Consider the following 15032-nt stretch of genomic DNA (forward strand, 5'->3'; position numbering starts at 1 on the left):
CGAAACAGTGACCACTCCTTCCACCTTGAACGGGAATTTCCCCAACGTCGTCGTAACCAGCCTTGCGGCGACCACGTCGATCGCGGGTGACGTCGATGCGACGTGGAAGGGACTCCTCAACGGCGAGAGCGGCATCGACGTTCTCGAGGATTCCTTCGTCGAGGAATACGATCTTCCGGTCCGCATCGGCGGCCACCTGAAGGTCCGGCCCGACACCCTGCTGTCTCGTGTCGAATGCCGGCGCATGGCCTATGTCGAGCAGCTCGCGACCGTGCTCGGTCGCGAGGTCTGGCGGAACGCGGGCAGCCCGGAAGTCGACCCGGAGCGGCTGGGTGTGGCCATCGGCACCGGATTGGGAGGCGGCGACGCCCTCATCGATTCGGTGGACAAGCTGAAGAACGGCGGCTATCGCAAGATCTCGCCGTTGGCTGTGCAGATGGTCATGCCGAACGGCCCTTCGGCCGTTGTCGGTCTCGAATTGAAGGCCAGGGCAGGAGTGGTCACTCCGGTCTCGGCATGCTCGTCCGGCTCCGAGGCCATCGCCAACGCCTGGCGCATGATCGTCATGGGTGACGCGGACATCGTCGTCACCGGTGGCGTCGAAGGCTTCATCGACGCGGTGCCGATCGCGGCGTTCACCATGATGCGCGCCATGAGTACCCGCAACGACGATCCGAAGGGCGCGTCGCGTCCCTTCGACAAGGATCGCGACGGCTTCGTCTTCGGCGAAGCGGGCGCGCTGATGGTCATCGAGACCGAAGAGCACGCGAAGGCCCGTGGCGCGACCATCCACGCGCGCCTGCTCGGCGCGGGCATCACCTCCGACGGCTTCCACCTCGTCGCCCCCGATCCCACGGGTGACGGCGCCGCGCGGGCGATGACCAGGGCGATGCAGTCCGCGGGTTTGACCAAGAAGGACATCACGCACATCAACGCGCACGCGACCGCGACGCCGATCGGCGACACCGCCGAGGCGAACGCGATCAACAAGGCCGTGGGCAGCCACGCCTCGGTGTACGCGCCCAAGTCGGCGCTCGGCCACTCGATCGGCGCCGTCGGCGCCCTCGAGTCGGTGCTGACCGTGATGAGCATCCGCGACGGCATCGTTCCGCCGACGCTGAACCTGGAGAACCAGGATCCGGAGATCGACCTCGATGTGGTGAGGGGCGAAGCCCGTCGTCAGGAGATCGAGTACGCGATCAACAACTCCTTCGGATTCGGTGGGCACAATGTGGCGCTCGCCTTCGGTCGGGCATAGCCGCGCGATCGACTGCACAACGATCCCGGCGGGGTCGGCCAGCTGAACTGGCCCGGCCCCGCCGTGGTTCGACATACGCAGCCGCAGCAGCGGCACGCTCATCGAGGTGAGGAGACCACGCGATGACAATCATCGCTCCCGCGTTGCATCAAGAGACTGCGACCGACCCGCGTGATCCGCTCGGTCGACTCCAGCGCTTCTTCGATCCCGGCACCATTCTTCCGCTCCACCCGCGCGACAAGTCCGGCGTGCTCGCCGCCATCGGCGAGGTGGACGGCGTCCGCACCGTGGCCTACTGCTCCGACGCGACCGTCATGGGCGGCGCGATGGGCGTGGAGGGTTGCAAGCACATCGTCGACGCCATCGACACCGCCATCGACTCCGGTGCCCCCGTGGTCGGCCTGTGGCACTCCGGCGGCGCTCGCCTGGCCGAGGGCGTCGAGGCGCTGCACGCGGTCGGCCTGGTCTTCGAGGCCATGGTCCGCGCGTCCGGCCTGGTTCCGCAGATCTCCGTGGTGCTCGGCTTCGCCGCCGGTGGCGCCGCTTATGGTCCCGCGCTGACCGACATCGTGATCATGGCTCCGGAAGGCCGCGTCTTCGTGACCGGCCCGGACGTGGTGCGCAGCGTGACCGGCGAGCAGGTGGACATGGCCACCCTGGGCGGCCCGGAGACGCACGGCAAGAAGTCCGGCGTCACCCACATCGTGGCCGACGACGAGTCCGACGCGCTGCATCGCGCGCGCCGCCTGGTGTCGATGTTCGCCGAGCAGGGCGAGTTCGACCTGGTCGCGGCCGAGCACGGCGACGTGGACCTGAAGGCGATGCTGCCGGAATCGGCCAAGCGCGCCTACGACGTGAAGCCGATCATCCACGAGCTGCTCGACAACGTCGACGGCGAGTCGTCGTTCGAGGAGTTGCAGGGGCTGTACGCCCGCAGCATCGTCACCGGTATCGGCCGTCTCGGCGGACGCACCGTCGGCGTGCTGGCGAACAACCCGATCCGCCTCGGCGGCTGCCTGAACTCCGAAAGCGCGGAGAAGGCTGCGCGTTTCGTGCGGCTGTGCGACGCGTTCGGCATCCCGCTGATCGTGGTCACCGACGTTCCGGGTTACCTGCCCGGTGTCGGCCAGGAATGGGAAGGCGTCGTGCGGCGCGGTGCGAAGCTGCTGCACGCGTTCGCCGAGGCGCGCGTACCGCGGGTCACCCTGGTCACCCGCAAGATCTACGGCGGCGCCTACATCGCGATGAACGCCCGTTCGCTCGGCGCGACGGCGGTCTACGCGTGGCCCGGTTCCGAGGTGGCCGTCATGGGTGCCAAGGCCGCGGTAGGCATCCTGCACAAGAAGGCCCTGGCGGCCGCGCCGGAGGAGGAGCGCGAAGCGCTGCACGAGCGGCTCACCGCCGAACACGAGCGCATCGCGGGCGGCGTGGAGCGCGCCATCGCGATCGGTGTGGTCGACCAGGTCATCGACCCGGCGAAGACCCGCAGCGTCATCGCCGCGGCTCTCGCGGCGGCCCCGGCCCGCGCCAGCCACCACAAGAACATCCCGCTCTGATCCATCCACCGAAGCGGGCCCCGGTACTCTCCGGGGCCCGCTTCGCGTTTCAGGCGGCCCGCGAGGGGTCGGCGAACCGGCGGTGGCGTGCGCCGATTCGGTGGCTTGGAAGGCGCACGTGCCAGGGCAGGCGGAGGTCGTGAAGTTTCACGGGGCGAGGGTGGCTCGGTGGTCGGTAGCATCGGGAGGTGCGCTACGAAGAACTGGCCGACGTGCCGTGCTCGATCACGCGCCCGCTCGTGATCTTCGGTGATCGCTGGACTCTGCTGATCCTCAAGTCCTGCTTCTCCGGCATCCGGCGGTTCAACGCTTTCCAGAGCGCACTGGGAATCTCACGCAGCAGGCTGCAGGATCGGCTGGACCGGTTGATCGACAACGGCATCCTCGTCAAACAGAAGGCCGCCGTGGGCGCGCACGAGGAGTACCGCCTCACCCCCAAAGGCCACGACATCTACCCGATCCTGCTGGCCATCCGCGATTGGGGCGATACCTACATGGCGCCCGAAGGGCCTCCGGTGCGCTACGCCCATCGCGATTGCGCGGGCGAGGCGCACGTCAAGCTCGAATGCGATTCGTGTGGAACCGAACTCACCGCGCGGGAGGTCACCCCGGAACCGGGACCCGGTTTGCTGGGCGTCACCGGTAGCCAGGCCGCCGCGGGTCGCGCGCGCTAGCGGAAGCGCGGTGATCGACGGCGGGCGCAGCGGAATACTCCATCGGCGCGACCTCGCCGGGCGAGGCCGCGCACGGCGGCATCAGTCGGCGAACCAGGTGGCGACTTCGTCGGGCTCGGCCCGGGTGGTGCGGAAGCCGTTGACGGGATGGTCGAGGTCGGGGTATCCGAACGAGATTCCGGCGACGACCTTGCGCTGCTGCGGGATACCGAAGTACTCCCGGATGAAGGGGGAGTAGGTGGCCAGCGCGGCCTGCGGCGCCGCGCCGAGGCCGAGGCTCTGGGCGCCCAAGAGGAAACTGCCGATGTAGAGACCGCAGTCCACCGCTCCGTAGATGCCCAGATCGGCTTCGCTGGTCACGATCGCCACATGCGGCGCGTCGAAGAGTTCGAAATTGCGCACGGCCTGGCGCATGGTCTTCTCGTGATCGCCTTTGGCGATGCCGACGCTTTCGTAGAGTTGCTTTCCGCATTCTCGCCTGCGGTCCCGGTACGCCCCGGTGTATTGCGCGGGGAACTCGAAATCCGGTGCGGGCGTGGCGGTCGCGATGTGCTCGACGAGTTCCTTTCGGAAACGATCCGTGCCGGCCCCCTCCGTCACCACGACCTGCCAGGGTTGGGTGTTGCACCACGACGGCGTCCGCTGGGCCAGCCGCAACAGGGCATGGATGGTGTCGCGCTCGACCGGCTGCGGATGGAATTGCCTGCAGGTCCACCGTTCGTCGAGCACCCGACTCAGCGCCGTGAAGTCGTCTGTCGCCACTGCCATTCCCCCGCCTCCTTTGTCAGTCTTATTTCGAGACCAGACGCTAGCATCGAACACCCCGCCGCGAAAGCCCGGCGGTCGGCCTGGGCGGGCGAGTCGGCCGCGACGCGCGCGGTCCCGCGATCCTGTTGTCCGAGTTACGGCGATCGGCACCGCGCGACGAGGCAGAATCCCGATATGGCGTCCGAAGCTCCCGCCGCGCGGGACCGCAAACGGCACGGCAGGCATTACACGCCCCCTGTGCTGGCCCGGTTCCTGGCGCAACGGCTGCTCCGCCATGTCGAACTCTCAAACGCCGGCGTCCTGCGTGTGCTCGATCCGGCCTGCGGCGACGGCGAATTGCTGTTCGCCGTGCACCACGAGGTCGCAGCCCGGTTTCCCGGCCTCCGCCTGGTGCTGGTCGGCTACGACCTGGATGCCCGAGCACTCGCGGTCGCCCGCGAGCGCGCACGGGCGGCCGGGATCGCCGCGCAATGGCGCAGGGCCGACTTCCTCGCGGTGGAGGCCCAGCTCGCGGACGGCTCGTTCGACGCGGTGATCACCAACCCGCCGTATGTGCGCACCCAGCAGCTGGGCGGATCGACGGCGCAGCTGCTGAGCAAGCGGTTCGGCCTGCGCGGCCGGATCGACCTCACCCATCCGTTCGTCGCGACGCTGCCGCGGCTGCTGGCCGCGGGAGGCGTGCTCGGCCTGTTGTGCGCCAACCGGTTCCTGACCACCAAGGCGGGAGCGAACATCCGGCGGCTGCTGGTGACCGACCTGGTTCCGGTCGAGCTGTACGACCTGGGGGACACCAAACTGTTCACCGCCGCCGTGCTCCCCGCGATCGCCATCGCGCGCCGCGCCGGGCACGATGACGGCTGCCGCTACGTCTCCGCCTACGAGGCCACCGACGAAACACCCGGCGAGAAGACGCTTTTCGAGGCGCTGGTCGACCCGGGCGGCTCGATCGTCGAGTACAACGGCCGGACCTTCGTCATCGAGGTCGGTGAGCTGGCGACCGAACCCCGGGAGTCGACGTCCCCGGACTCCGCCGGAGCCGATCGCGGACGCGACGGCGGTTCGACCGGCGCGGCGACGGGGGAGGGGGGACCAGAGCGGACGGCGGAACGAAGGACTCGCCGGGGTGCGGCGCGGGAACCGGAGGTCGCGTGGCGGATGTCGCACGACGCGATCGATTCCTGGCTGGCGCGGATAGCGGAGACGACTTGGCGCAGTTTCGGCGATGTGGCGCGCATCCGAGTGGGCATCAAGACGACCGCCGACCGCGTGTTCATCTCCGACCGCTGGGATAAGGCCGAGCCGTGTCCGGAGTCCGAACTGCTGCTCGACCTGATCACCCACCACGATCTCGCGCCGTGGCGGACCACCCGCGTCCGCGAGGTTCGCGTGCTGTATCCCTACGATCTGGCCAGTGCGCGCCGCACGCCGATAGATCTCGACGAATATCCCGCCGCGGCCGCGTATCTGCGGTCCCATCGGGAGACGCTGGCCGGTCGCCGCTACGTCACCGAGAGCGGTCGCGCCTGGTACGAGATCTGGGTCCCGCAGCGGCCGCACCTGTGGCGCGAGCCGAAGCTGGTCTTCCCCGACATCAGCGACCGGCCGCGTTTCGCGCTGGACGGCTCGGGCGCGGTGGTCAACGGCGACTGTTACTGGATCTCGCTGCCCGATCTGGCCGATCTGCCCGCCGAGGCGACACGCTTGGCGTATCTGCTGATGGGGGTGGCCAATTCGGCCCTCGGGTTGCGGTTCTACGACGTGGTGTGCGGCAATCGCCTGTACTCGGGCAGGCGGCGGTGGATCACCCAGTACGTGTCGCGGCTGCCGGTGCCCGATCCGTCGGCCACCCGGTCGGCGGGTGTGATCGATCTGGTCCGTGAGTTCGTGGAGGGCCGGGTGCCGGATCTCGCGGCGCGGGCGGAGCTGGACGAGCGGGTGGCCGCCGCGTTCGGCGTCGGACTACGCGCTGACCCGGACGCCGACCATCGGCAGCAGGGTGCGGCGGGCGAATTCGCGCGCCGCGCCGCGATCGCTGACCGGGATCAGGCCGTCGGGGGTGAGAGCGAGCGACAGCGCCAGCCGGGCCATGATCTCGGCGACCAGATCGGCGTCGAAGTCGTGCGTGCCACCGGCATCCCGTAGCTCGCGCAGCTTCTCGGCCAGGTAGTCGCGGCCGACGGCGAGGATCGGTCCCGCCTCGGTGGTCAGCCGGGGCAGGATCAGGTCGGGCTCGGTCCGCAGCAGCCTGCGCAGCAGTTCGTTGCCCGCGATGGCTCCGATGAACGCCACGAAGATCTCCACCAGCTGATCGTCGTTGCCCGAGACCGTGCGCACCTGCTTCTCGATCGAGGCGACGAAGCGCTGCGCCTCCCGCACGCTGACCGCCTCGACCAGATCGTTCTTGGACTCGTAGCGCCGGTACAGCGTGGCCGGGCTGATACCCGCGCGGCGGGCGATCTCGCCCATGCTGGTCCGCTTGATGCCGAAATCCAGGAACGCCGAGAGCGCGCTTTCCAGGAGCTTCTCGCCGTCGGCGACGGGTTTCTCGAGGATGCGTTGCAGCATGGGCGAGATGGTTGGCATCGGATCTCCAGTGGGTTCGGCGCGGCGGCCGGGCCGTGGCCGGTGGGCGCGGCGTCGCGACGGTGCGGACGGGAACGTCCATTATTTCATCGAGTGGGCCGAGCGTGAGCGGGCATCGCCGGACGGGGTGGTCCCGCCGAGTGGGTCGCGCGTCCATGTTCGACTGGCCAGCCTGTGCTCGGCGTCGGCCATGGCACTCGGCCGGTGTGGAAAGGGGTTGAGCCATGGGGTATTTCGCGGATCGAGTCGTGGCGATCACCGGCGCGGGTTCCGGTATCGGCCGGGAATTGGCCGTGGCATTGGCCGGTGCGGGGGCATGGCTGGCACTGTCGGACAAGTCGGGGGAGGCCGTTGCCGAGACGGGGGCGTTGTGCGCGGCCACCGGACGGGAGCCGGAGGTGAGCACGGTGGACGTCACCGACCGCGCGGCCGTGCTCGCGTACGCGGAGCGGACCGTCGCGCGCTTCGGCCGGGTGGAGGCGCTGTTCAACAACGCGGGCATCCTGCACGTCGGCAGCGTGCTCGAGTCGCCGTTCAGCGACTTCGAACAAGTGATGGCCGTCGACTTCTGGGGTGTGGTCAACGGGACGAAGGCCTTCCTGCCGCATCTGCTGGCCGCCGATCGCGCGCATATCGTCAACATGTCCTCGGCCTTCGGGTTGGTGGCCGTGGCACGGCACGCGCCGTACAACGCGGCGAAGTTCGCCGTGCGCGGTTTCACCGACTCGCTGCGCCAGGACATGCGGGCGGCGGGCGGCTCGGTGCGGGTCACCGGGGTGTACCCCGGTGGCGTGCTCACCGGGATCGCCCGGTCGGCGAGCGTCGCGCCGGGGATCGACGCGGAGGAGGTGGTGCGCCGATTCGAAGGGCACGTGGCGCGGACCAGTCCCGCCGCCGCGGCGCGGACGATCCTGCGTGGCGCCGCGCGGGGCGAGGCCAAGGTTCTGGTCGGACTGGACGCCATCGCTGTGGATCTGGTCACAAGAATCGCCGGGTCGTACCACGAGAAGGTGCTGGACATGGTATTCCGTTCCTGATCGCGGTCAGGGATGGGGAATGACGAAATGACAACCAGCCGAACATATTTCACTCTATGGGGGAAGCCGGACGGGTCACGCGGCGGTTGGGCGCGGGGATTCGAGTGGTGACGAAATGGGTTCTCGTCGAATGTTTCTCGGGTTCTCCGGGACGGGTGATCGCGGTGGGGTCCGCGCCGAAGTCGTTCGTACCGCTGACCAACATCGTGCGCAATCCGCTGTCGCTGGCCGACGCGGAGGCGGCACTCGGGCGGGCATGCGCGACCGGTGCGCCGGTGGCGGAAGTCTCCGCCGACGGGCGGCGCACGGTGCTGGCCGAGCCGCTGCTCATCGCGCCGCGGCGGGCGCATGCCGTCCGGCTGTGGGTCGGCCCGCGGCGGGAGCCGGTCACGGCGGCCGACCCGATGGGGGCGTGGCACTTCGATCTCACGACCAACCGCTCGGTGCGCAGTACCGACCTGCTGGATCTGTACGGCGTCGCGCCGGAGAACCGTGCCGCCGAGGTGGCCATCGCGGGCGCGTTCACCCGGTTGGTGACCAACCGGGACGAGAGCGAAGCGCTGGCCAAGATCGTCAACTCCGCGCCGGGCACCGAGCACCAGGCGGTATGGACCGTCCGGCGGGACGACGACGCGCTGCGCGCCGCCCATTTCGCCTGCCGGATCGTCGCCGAGCCCGATGACCGCGGCGACTGTCACGTGCTGATGTGCGGCGTGACCCAGGACATCGGCGCGGCCACCGCGGTCTCCGCGGCGCCGCCGCCGGCGATCCTGGAGTACACGCTGCTGGAAGCAGCCACCGAACCCGGCGAGTACCGCGCGATCGTCAATCTGCGCTCGTTGCGGCTGATCCGGTGGATCGGCGCGCCCATGCCGGATATCGCCTGGGAGGACCGGCCGGGGCAGCCGAGACCGCAGATCCATCCGGACGATCTGGCCACCGCGAAGACCATGTCAGGGGAGCTGGCGCGGCATCGCACCGAGGGAACGGTGCGTCTGCGCAGGCTCGACGGTGGTTGGCAACCGGTACGGATACGGGCCGCGTTGATGGCGCTGGATCAGCACACCACGGCCGGACTGGCCACGGTCACCGCGGAATCGTGAACCGCGGTGACCGTGGTAACGGAGTCATCGGCACGGCAGGTCCAGCTCGGCCATCTCCTTCTCGATCGCGTTCGCGGCGAAATCCACACCGCGGGAACGCAATTCATGAACCCGGCGCTGGAGTGCCTCGACTCCGCCGGGTTGGGCCGCGATGTCGGCGACGCTGATCCGGCCCTTGGGCCCGTGCACACCCGACTGCACGTACGACACCGTGATACCTCCTGCCTCACGCTCGCCCACCCACCGACCCGGGTGGGTTAACCACTGCGCTACAAGTCGCACGACAACCGTGTCGACAGGAGAGCCCGGGTCGCCGGGCACGCTGGCTGAATGCTATCAGCGATCTTGACAGGACACTTGATCAATGTGTCCTGTTTCACACCTGATTTCCCGTGCGATGTTGAGCTGTATTTGCTAGGTAGACAGTCGCATTCAGGCGAATGCGATCTTGCTCCTCGGGGCCGAGCTCCCGGCGCACCTTGCCGGGGACTCCCGCCACGAGGGAACCGGGCGGAATCCGCGCCCCTTCCGGGATCAGCGCGTTGGCCGCGATCAGGCTGCCGGACCCGACGACGGCGCCGTTGAGGATGGTGGCGCCCATGCCCACCAGCACGTCGTCGCCGATGGTGCAGCCGTGCAGGATCGCGTTGTGGCCCACCGAGACCCCCGCGCCGACGGTGAGCGGGAAGCCGGGGTCGGCGTGCAGCACGCAGCCGTCCTGGATATTGCTGCGCGCGCCGACCTCGATCGTCTCCAGGTCGCCGCGCAGCACCGCGCTGTACCAGACGCTCACCTCGGCGCCGAGCCGCACGCGGCCGATCACGGTGGCGTTCGGCGCGATCCACGCGCTCTCCTCGATCTCCGGCGCATGCTCGCCCAGCTGAATCCGCATGGTCACGAATCTAGTGCAACCGCTCGGTTCTGCCCTTGGAAGCTGGTGCGGTGGGCGGCGGGGCTGGTGCCGAGGATGCGGTGGAAGTGGTGGCGCAGGCTCACCGCCGTGCCGAAGCCGGTGTCGACGGCGATGCGTTCCACGGTGTCGGTGGTGGACTCGAGTAGTAGTCGGGCCCGGTCGGTGCGCTGGAGCAGCAGCCACTGCTGCGGGCTGGTGCCGGTGCGGTCGCGGAAGCGGCGGGTGAAGGTGCGCCGCGACATGAGCGCGACGCGGGCCCAGCTGTCCAGGTCGACCGGGTCGCCGAGATGGGCTCGCGCCCAGACCATGGCGCGCTCGATCGGATCGTCGTCGGCGGCGTCGGGGACCGCGACCGGGATGTACTGCGCCTGGGAGCCGCTGCGATGCGGAGCGGTGACCAGCGCTCTGGCCAGTTCGGTGGCCGCTTTGCTGCCGAGATCACCGCGCACCAGGTGCAGGCAGCAGTCCAGCGCCGCGGCCACGCCCGCCGAGGTGACGACGTCGCCCAGATCCGACCACAGCGTGTCGGCGCGGACCCGGACGGCCGGAAACGCGCGGGCCAGTTCTGCGGCAGAGGCCCAGTGCGTGGTCACTTCCCGACCGTCGGCCAGTCCGCTGGCGGCCACCGCCCATGAGCCGAGGCACAACCCGACGATCCTGGCGCCGCCCGCGTGAGCGGCGCGCAGGGCGGCGCTCAGTTCGCCGGACAGCGGTTCGCCTGCTCGCCAGCTCGGGATCACGACGGTGTCGGCGCGCCTCAGCGTGTCGAGGCCGTGCTTGACCCGGATGTCGAATCCGGCCGGGGTTGCCAGGCTCCCGGGCTGCTCGGCGCACACGTCCACCCGATAGGGCGGGGGTCCTTCGATGCCGACCCGGCCGAAGACGAGGCTGGGCACCGACAGGTGAAACGGGCTGATTCCGTCGAACGCCAAGACGGCCACCGTATGCATGGCCCGATCTTAACGGTAAGCGGCTCACGGGCCACTGGTTATCGGTACGCGGACAGGACAAGATCAACGGCATGAGCGACACGATCGAACGCACCGGCCTGGAAGTCCTGCACATCGGCGGTCCGACACTGCGGTTCCGCTACGCGGGCCGCACCTGGCTGACCGACCCCACCTTCGACGAGCCGGGCGACTACCCGGGCGCCGTCACACTGCACAAACTCACCGGCCCCGCGGTGTCGGCCGAGGAGGTGGGTCCCGTGGACGTGGTGCTGCTCTCGCACGACGAACACGCCGACAACCTGGACGACTCCGGCCGGAAACTGCTGACCACGGTGCCGACCGTGCTGTCCACGCCCGGCGCCGCGACCCGGATCGATGGCGTGCGCGGGCTGGAGAACTGGGAGACCGTCACGGTGCACGGCGTCCGGGTGACCGGCGTGCCCGCCCTGCACGGTCCGGAGGGATGCGAGCCGTTCAGCGGGATCGTCACCGGCTTCGTGCTGCGCGCCGAGGGCGAGCCGACGGTATATGTCTCGGGTGACAACGCCTCCGTCGACGTGGTGCGCGAGATCGTCGAGCGGATCGGCCGTATCGACATCGCCGTGCTCAACATCGGCGCGGCCAACATCGGCCGTTTCGGCGACGCCGACGTCACCTTGAACGCGCGCACCGCGCTGCGGGCGGCCGAGGTACTCGGCGACGCGGTGATCGTGCCGGTACATGCCGAAGGCTGGGCGCACTTCAGCGAGAACCTCGACTACCTGGGCCACGTCTTCCGTTACGGCGGCCGCGCCGAGCAGTTGCGGATACCGCCGCTGGGCCGCGCCGCGGTCGTGTGAGCAGTGCCGCCCGCGCTCAGCTGGGCAACGTGCCGAGAAACTCGCTCATGGCGCGGGCGCGGGTGGTCGCCGTGCGCGTTCGGCGCGTCGGTCGTGGCGCGGGCCCGGTGACGGGGCGACGATGACGGTATGAGGATCGGAGTACCACGGGAGGTCAAGGAGCAAGAGTTCCGGGTGGCCCTGACGCCGGCGGGCGCCGGGGAACTGACCGGGCACGGACACGAGGTGCTGGTGCAGGCGGGCGCGGGCGTCGGATCGGGCTTTCCCGATGCCGGATACGCCGCGGCGGGGGCCCGCCTTGTCCCGGACGCCGACCAGGTGTGGCGGGAAGCCGAGCTGGTGCTGAAGGTGAAGGAGCCGATCGCGCCGGAGTATCCGCGGATGCGCCGCGGGCAGGTGCTGTTCACCTTCCTGCACCTGGCCGCGTCGCGCGAGTGCACCGACGCCGTGCTGCGCTCGGGCATCACCGCGATCGCCTACGAGATGGTCCGCGCCGCCGACGGCTCGCTGCCGCTGCTGGCTCCGATGAGCGAGATCGCGGGCAAGCTCGGCGCCCAGGTGGGCGCATATCACCTGATGGCCCCGCTCGGCGGGGCGGGGCTGCTGCCCGGCGGCGTCCCCGGCGTGCGTCCCGCGGAAGTCGTCGTGCTCGGCGGCGGCGTCGCGGGATCGAACGCGGCCGCGGTCGCCATGGGCATGGGCGCGCGCGTCAGCGTGCTGGATACCAACCTGAACCGGTTGCGCGAGCTCGACGCCCGCTTCGACGGGCGGATCACCACCGTCGCGTCGAATGCCACGGAGATCCGGCGGGCGGTGCTGTCGGCCGACCTGGTGATCGGCGCGGTGCTGGTCCCCGGCGCGCGTGCGCCGGAACTCGTCTCCGACGACCTCGTCGCCGGGATGCGCCCCGGCGCGGTGCTGGTGGACATCTCGATCGACCAGGGTGGCTGCTTCGCCTCCGCGCACCCGACGACGCACGCGGCTCCCACCTTCCGGGTGGCGGATTCGCTGTTCTACTGCGTCGCCAACATGCCGGGCGCGGTGCCGCACACCTCGACGATCGCGCTCACCAACGCGACCCTGCCCTACGTACGGGCGATCGCCGGCCTCGGCTGGCAGGAGGCATGCGCCACGCACCCCGATCTGGCCTACGGGCTCACCGCGGACGCCGGGCGGCTTCTGTCGGCGGAAGTCGCCGCCGCGCACGGGTATTCGCGGCCGCTCGGCGTCGCGGGCTGACTACTCCTGCCCGGCGAGGCCCTCGCCCAGGTACCAGTCCGGCTCGCCGCTGGTGGGCAGGTCACGCAGCTTGTCCGGGTTGCGGACCACGTCGATCGACACGATGCGACCGTCGTCGACGGTGAAGGCGAAGACGCCCGTGTGGGTGCCGTCGAAGACCACCAGCCCGGGCCGGCCGTTGACCAGCACCGCGCGGCCCCATGCCCCCGCCGCGGAGGGCGCGTGGTACCAGCCGAGCAGCAGCTTGGCCACGATCTCGGCGCCGTGCACGGGCTGCCGGATCGCGGGCACCTTGCCGCCGCCGTCGGCGGTGAGGCTGACGTTCGCGTCGAGCACACCGAGCAGAGCGCTCAGATCGCCGGACCGCCAGGCCAGGGCGAAGGCCGACACCACCTTCTGCTGCTCGTCCGGAGAGGCCGGGAAGCGCGGAGTGCCCTGCTCGACGTGCTTGCGAGCACGGGAGGCGAGCTGACGGACGGCGGCCGGGGTGCGGCCGACCACCTCGGCGACCTCCGGGCCGCTCATGCCGAACACGTCCTGGAGCACGAACGCGGTGCGCTCGGCGGGCGACAGGGACTCGAGCACGACCAGCAGCGCGGTGGTGACCCGCTCGTCCTGGGTGATCCGGTCGGCCGGATCCTCCCAGCTGGTCACCTCCGGCTCCGGCAGCCATTCGCCGACGTACTGTTCGCGGCGCACACGGGCGGAGCCGAGGTGGTCGAGGGCGAGCCGGCCGGTCACGGTGGAAAGCCACGCGCGCAGGTTGTCGATCTCGCCCGCGGCGCCCGCCTCGTACTGGCGCTGCAACCGCAGCCACGCCTCCTGCACGACGTCGTCGGCGTCGCTGAGACTGCCCAGCGTGCTGTAGGCGAGCCTGCGCAGATACCCGCGGTGCTCCTCGAACTGCCGGGCCAGCTCGGCTTGGTCGAGGGGCTCACGCTGTTCGGAAGTCACTTCTGGTCGCCTGTTCGTCGTTCGGCCCCTGCCGGGGCGAGTCTATGGTGCGTCACCGGATCGACGACGCAGGGGAAGGGAGTGTGACATGGCTTCGAGCGGCGAGCCGTCTGCGCGGGGCCGGTCACCCGACCGATAGCCTCACCGAATGCAGAAGGGGACCTCCACCGCGATCGGGTTGCTGCTCGGATTCGCGCTCGACCGGGTGTTCGGCGATCCGCGGCGGTGGCATCCGGTGGCCGGATTCGGCTCGGCGGTGGCGGCTCTGGAATCGGTGACCTATGCCGACCGGCGCGCGGCGGGGCTGGTGCACGAGGCGCTGGCCGTCGGCACGGTGGTCGGGCTCGGCGTGGCCGTGCGGCGCGGCGGGGTGGCGTCGACCGCGGTCGCGACCTGGACCGTCCTGGGCGGACGCAGCCTGGCTCGGGCCGGCCACGCGATGGCCGATCGACTGGAGGGTGGCGACCTCGAGGGGGCTCGCGCGCTGCTGCCCTCGCTGTGCGGCCGCGATCCGCAGGCGCTCGACGCGGACGGGCTCGCCCGCGCGGCCCTGGAGTCCATCGCCGAGAACACCTCCGACGCGGCCGTGGCCCCGGTGGTCTGGGGCGCGGTCGCGGGCGTCCCGGGTCTGCTCGGGTATCGCGCGATCAACACGCTCGACGCGATGATCGGCTACCGCAATCAGCGCTACCGGCGCTTCGGCTGGGCGGCCGCGCGCGTCGACGACGCGGCCAATCTGATCCCGGCGCGGGTCACCGGTGTGCTCACCGCCGCGCTCGCCCCCTTGATCGGCGGGCGGCCCGCTGCCGTGTTGGCCGCATGGCGGCGTGACGCGGCCGGCCATCCCAGCCCCAACGCGGGAGTCGTGGAAGCGTCGATGGCCGGGGCGCTCGGCGTCCGGCTGGGCGGCCGCACCGAGTACCCGCACGGTGTGGAGCTGCGCCCGCTGCTCGGAGACGGCCCGGCTCCAACCGTGCACGACCTGCGCCGCGCCGTTCGCCTTTCCGAGGCCGTGCAACTCACCGCCACTCTGCTCGCCGCCGCCGTCGCCGCGACCAGGCGCTGAGTGATTCGCCGCGGGGCGCCGCCGTCGGGGCGCGAGCATCCGCGAGCCGAACTCGCGAGGACGGCGACGTCTTCAGGGCGGTCGACGGATAG

14 protein-coding genes and 1 pseudogene are annotated in these 15032 nt (G+C 70.3%); 9 read left to right on the forward strand and 6 right to left on the reverse strand.

Going from position 1 to position 15032, the window contains the following annotated elements; translation table 11 throughout:
• Nucleotides 1-7 precede the first annotated feature (7 nt).
• The 3 genes from ABZ803_RS15775 (at nucleotide 8) to ABZ803_RS15785 (ending at nucleotide 3488) form a co-directional block, all read left to right on the forward strand.
• Nucleotides 8-1258: a KasA/KasB family beta-ketoacyl-ACP synthase gene (locus ABZ803_RS15775; RefSeq protein ID WP_062969630.1), complete on the forward strand. Its 1251-nt coding sequence runs from the start codon at nucleotides 8-10 to the stop codon at nucleotides 1256-1258.
• A 122-nt stretch (nucleotides 1259-1380) separates the two neighbouring features.
• The gene (locus ABZ803_RS15780; protein ID WP_357037832.1) at nucleotides 1381-2814 is read left to right on the forward strand and encodes a carboxyl transferase domain-containing protein; all 1434 of its coding nucleotides are present in this window, start codon (nucleotides 1381-1383) and stop codon (nucleotides 2812-2814) included.
• Between the two features lie 188 nt (nucleotides 2815-3002).
• On the forward strand, nucleotides 3003-3488 hold the full coding sequence (locus ABZ803_RS15785) for a helix-turn-helix domain-containing protein (RefSeq protein ID WP_357037835.1): 486 nt from the start codon (nucleotides 3003-3005) through the stop codon (nucleotides 3486-3488).
• An 81-nt stretch (nucleotides 3489-3569) separates the two neighbouring features.
• Here the strand turns inward: ABZ803_RS15785 and ABZ803_RS15790 are convergent, their stop codons facing one another.
• Entirely contained in the window at nucleotides 3570-4256 is a 687-nt protein-coding gene (locus tag ABZ803_RS15790; protein WP_357037838.1) for a nitroreductase, read from the reverse strand.
• A 174-nt stretch (nucleotides 4257-4430) separates the two neighbouring features.
• Here ABZ803_RS15790 and ABZ803_RS15795 point away from each other — a divergent pair.
• Nucleotides 4431-5069: pseudogene (locus ABZ803_RS15795) on the forward strand (N-6 DNA methylase); the annotation flags it as partial.
• Between the two features lie 1146 nt (nucleotides 5070-6215).
• Here ABZ803_RS15795 and ABZ803_RS15800 read toward each other — a convergent pair.
• Nucleotides 6216-6839 (reverse strand): TetR/AcrR family transcriptional regulator, encoded by a 624-nt coding sequence (locus tag ABZ803_RS15800; protein ID WP_062969627.1) that lies wholly within the window; start codon nucleotides 6837-6839, stop codon nucleotides 6216-6218.
• A gap of 224 nt (nucleotides 6840-7063) precedes the next feature.
• On the opposite strand from ABZ803_RS15800, the gene ABZ803_RS15805 reads away from it, so the two are divergent.
• Complete coding sequence (locus ABZ803_RS15805; protein ID WP_357037842.1) at nucleotides 7064-7876, forward strand: SDR family NAD(P)-dependent oxidoreductase; 813 nt, start codon at nucleotides 7064-7066, stop codon at nucleotides 7874-7876.
• Nucleotides 7877-7932: 56 nt separating this feature from the next.
• Entirely contained in the window at nucleotides 7933-8979 is a 1047-nt protein-coding gene (locus ABZ803_RS15810) for a GAF domain-containing protein (RefSeq protein WP_357037845.1), read from the forward strand.
• Nucleotides 8980-9003: 24 nt separating this feature from the next.
• Here the strand turns inward: ABZ803_RS15810 and ABZ803_RS15815 are convergent, their stop codons facing one another.
• The 3 genes from ABZ803_RS15815 to ABZ803_RS15825 form a co-directional block, all read right to left on the reverse strand.
• Nucleotides 9004-9189: a hypothetical protein gene (locus ABZ803_RS15815; protein WP_040865840.1), complete on the reverse strand. Its 186-nt coding sequence runs from the start codon at nucleotides 9187-9189 to the stop codon at nucleotides 9004-9006.
• A 166-nt stretch (nucleotides 9190-9355) separates the two neighbouring features.
• Nucleotides 9356-9871: a gamma carbonic anhydrase family protein gene (locus ABZ803_RS15820; RefSeq protein ID WP_357037848.1), complete on the reverse strand. Its 516-nt coding sequence runs from the start codon at nucleotides 9869-9871 to the stop codon at nucleotides 9356-9358.
• Between the two features lie 2 nt (nucleotides 9872-9873).
• A complete protein-coding gene (locus ABZ803_RS15825) occupies nucleotides 9874-10842 on the reverse strand; it encodes a helix-turn-helix domain-containing protein (RefSeq protein ID WP_357037851.1) in 969 nt (322 codons plus the stop codon).
• A gap of 71 nt (nucleotides 10843-10913) precedes the next feature.
• Here ABZ803_RS15825 and ABZ803_RS15830 point away from each other — a divergent pair, with 71 nt between their 5' ends.
• The gene (locus ABZ803_RS15830; RefSeq protein WP_357037854.1) at nucleotides 10914-11681 is read left to right on the forward strand and encodes an MBL fold metallo-hydrolase; all 768 of its coding nucleotides are present in this window, start codon (nucleotides 10914-10916) and stop codon (nucleotides 11679-11681) included.
• Between the two features lie 129 nt (nucleotides 11682-11810).
• Nucleotides 11811-12920 carry an alanine dehydrogenase gene (gene ald / locus ABZ803_RS15835; protein WP_357037857.1) on the forward strand — a complete coding sequence of 370 codons (1110 nt, stop codon included), beginning with the start codon at nucleotides 11811-11813 and terminating at the stop codon, nucleotides 12918-12920.
• Here ald and sigJ read toward each other — a convergent pair whose 3' ends face one another.
• Entirely contained in the window at nucleotides 12921-13874 is a 954-nt protein-coding gene (gene sigJ, locus ABZ803_RS15840) for an RNA polymerase sigma factor SigJ (protein WP_357037860.1), read from the reverse strand. It lies immediately after the preceding gene.
• Nucleotides 13875-14022: 148 nt separating this feature from the next.
• Here sigJ and ABZ803_RS15845 point away from each other — a divergent pair, with 148 nt between their 5' ends.
• Nucleotides 14023-14940: a cobalamin biosynthesis protein gene (locus ABZ803_RS15845; protein ID WP_357037863.1), complete on the forward strand. Its 918-nt coding sequence runs from the start codon at nucleotides 14023-14025 to the stop codon at nucleotides 14938-14940.
• Nucleotides 14941-15032: the final 92 nt, after the last annotated feature.

Origin of the sequence: Nocardia sp. NPDC047648, assembly GCF_040642815.1 — a bacterium.
In the GTDB taxonomy this organism is placed as follows: domain Bacteria; phylum Actinomycetota; class Actinomycetes; order Mycobacteriales; family Mycobacteriaceae; genus Nocardia; species Nocardia gamkensis.

Coding starts and splice junctions, on each gene's coding strand:
- ald (WP_357037857.1), top strand. CDS start 11,811: ATGAGGATCGGAGTACCACGGGAGGTCAAGGAGCAAGAGTTCCGGGTG.
- ABZ803_RS15780 (WP_357037832.1), top strand. CDS start 1,381: ATGACAATCATCGCTCCCGCGTTGCATCAAGAGACTGCGACCGACCCG.
- ABZ803_RS15790 (WP_357037838.1), bottom strand. CDS start 4,256: ATGGCAGTGGCGACAGACGACTTCACGGCGCTGAGTCGGGTGCTCGAC.
- ABZ803_RS15800 (WP_062969627.1), bottom strand. CDS start 6,839: ATGCCAACCATCTCGCCCATGCTGCAACGCATCCTCGAGAAACCCGTC.
- ABZ803_RS15810 (WP_357037845.1), top strand. CDS start 7,933: ATGGGGGAAGCCGGACGGGTCACGCGGCGGTTGGGCGCGGGGATTCGA.
- ABZ803_RS15805 (WP_357037842.1), top strand. CDS start 7,064: ATGGGGTATTTCGCGGATCGAGTCGTGGCGATCACCGGCGCGGGTTCC.
- ABZ803_RS15820 (WP_357037848.1), bottom strand. CDS start 9,871: ATGCGGATTCAGCTGGGCGAGCATGCGCCGGAGATCGAGGAGAGCGCG.
- ABZ803_RS15845 (WP_357037863.1), top strand. CDS start 14,023: ATGCAGAAGGGGACCTCCACCGCGATCGGGTTGCTGCTCGGATTCGCG.
- ABZ803_RS15825 (WP_357037851.1), bottom strand. CDS start 10,842: ATGCATACGGTGGCCGTCTTGGCGTTCGACGGAATCAGCCCGTTTCAC.
- ABZ803_RS15830 (WP_357037854.1), top strand. CDS start 10,914: ATGAGCGACACGATCGAACGCACCGGCCTGGAAGTCCTGCACATCGGC.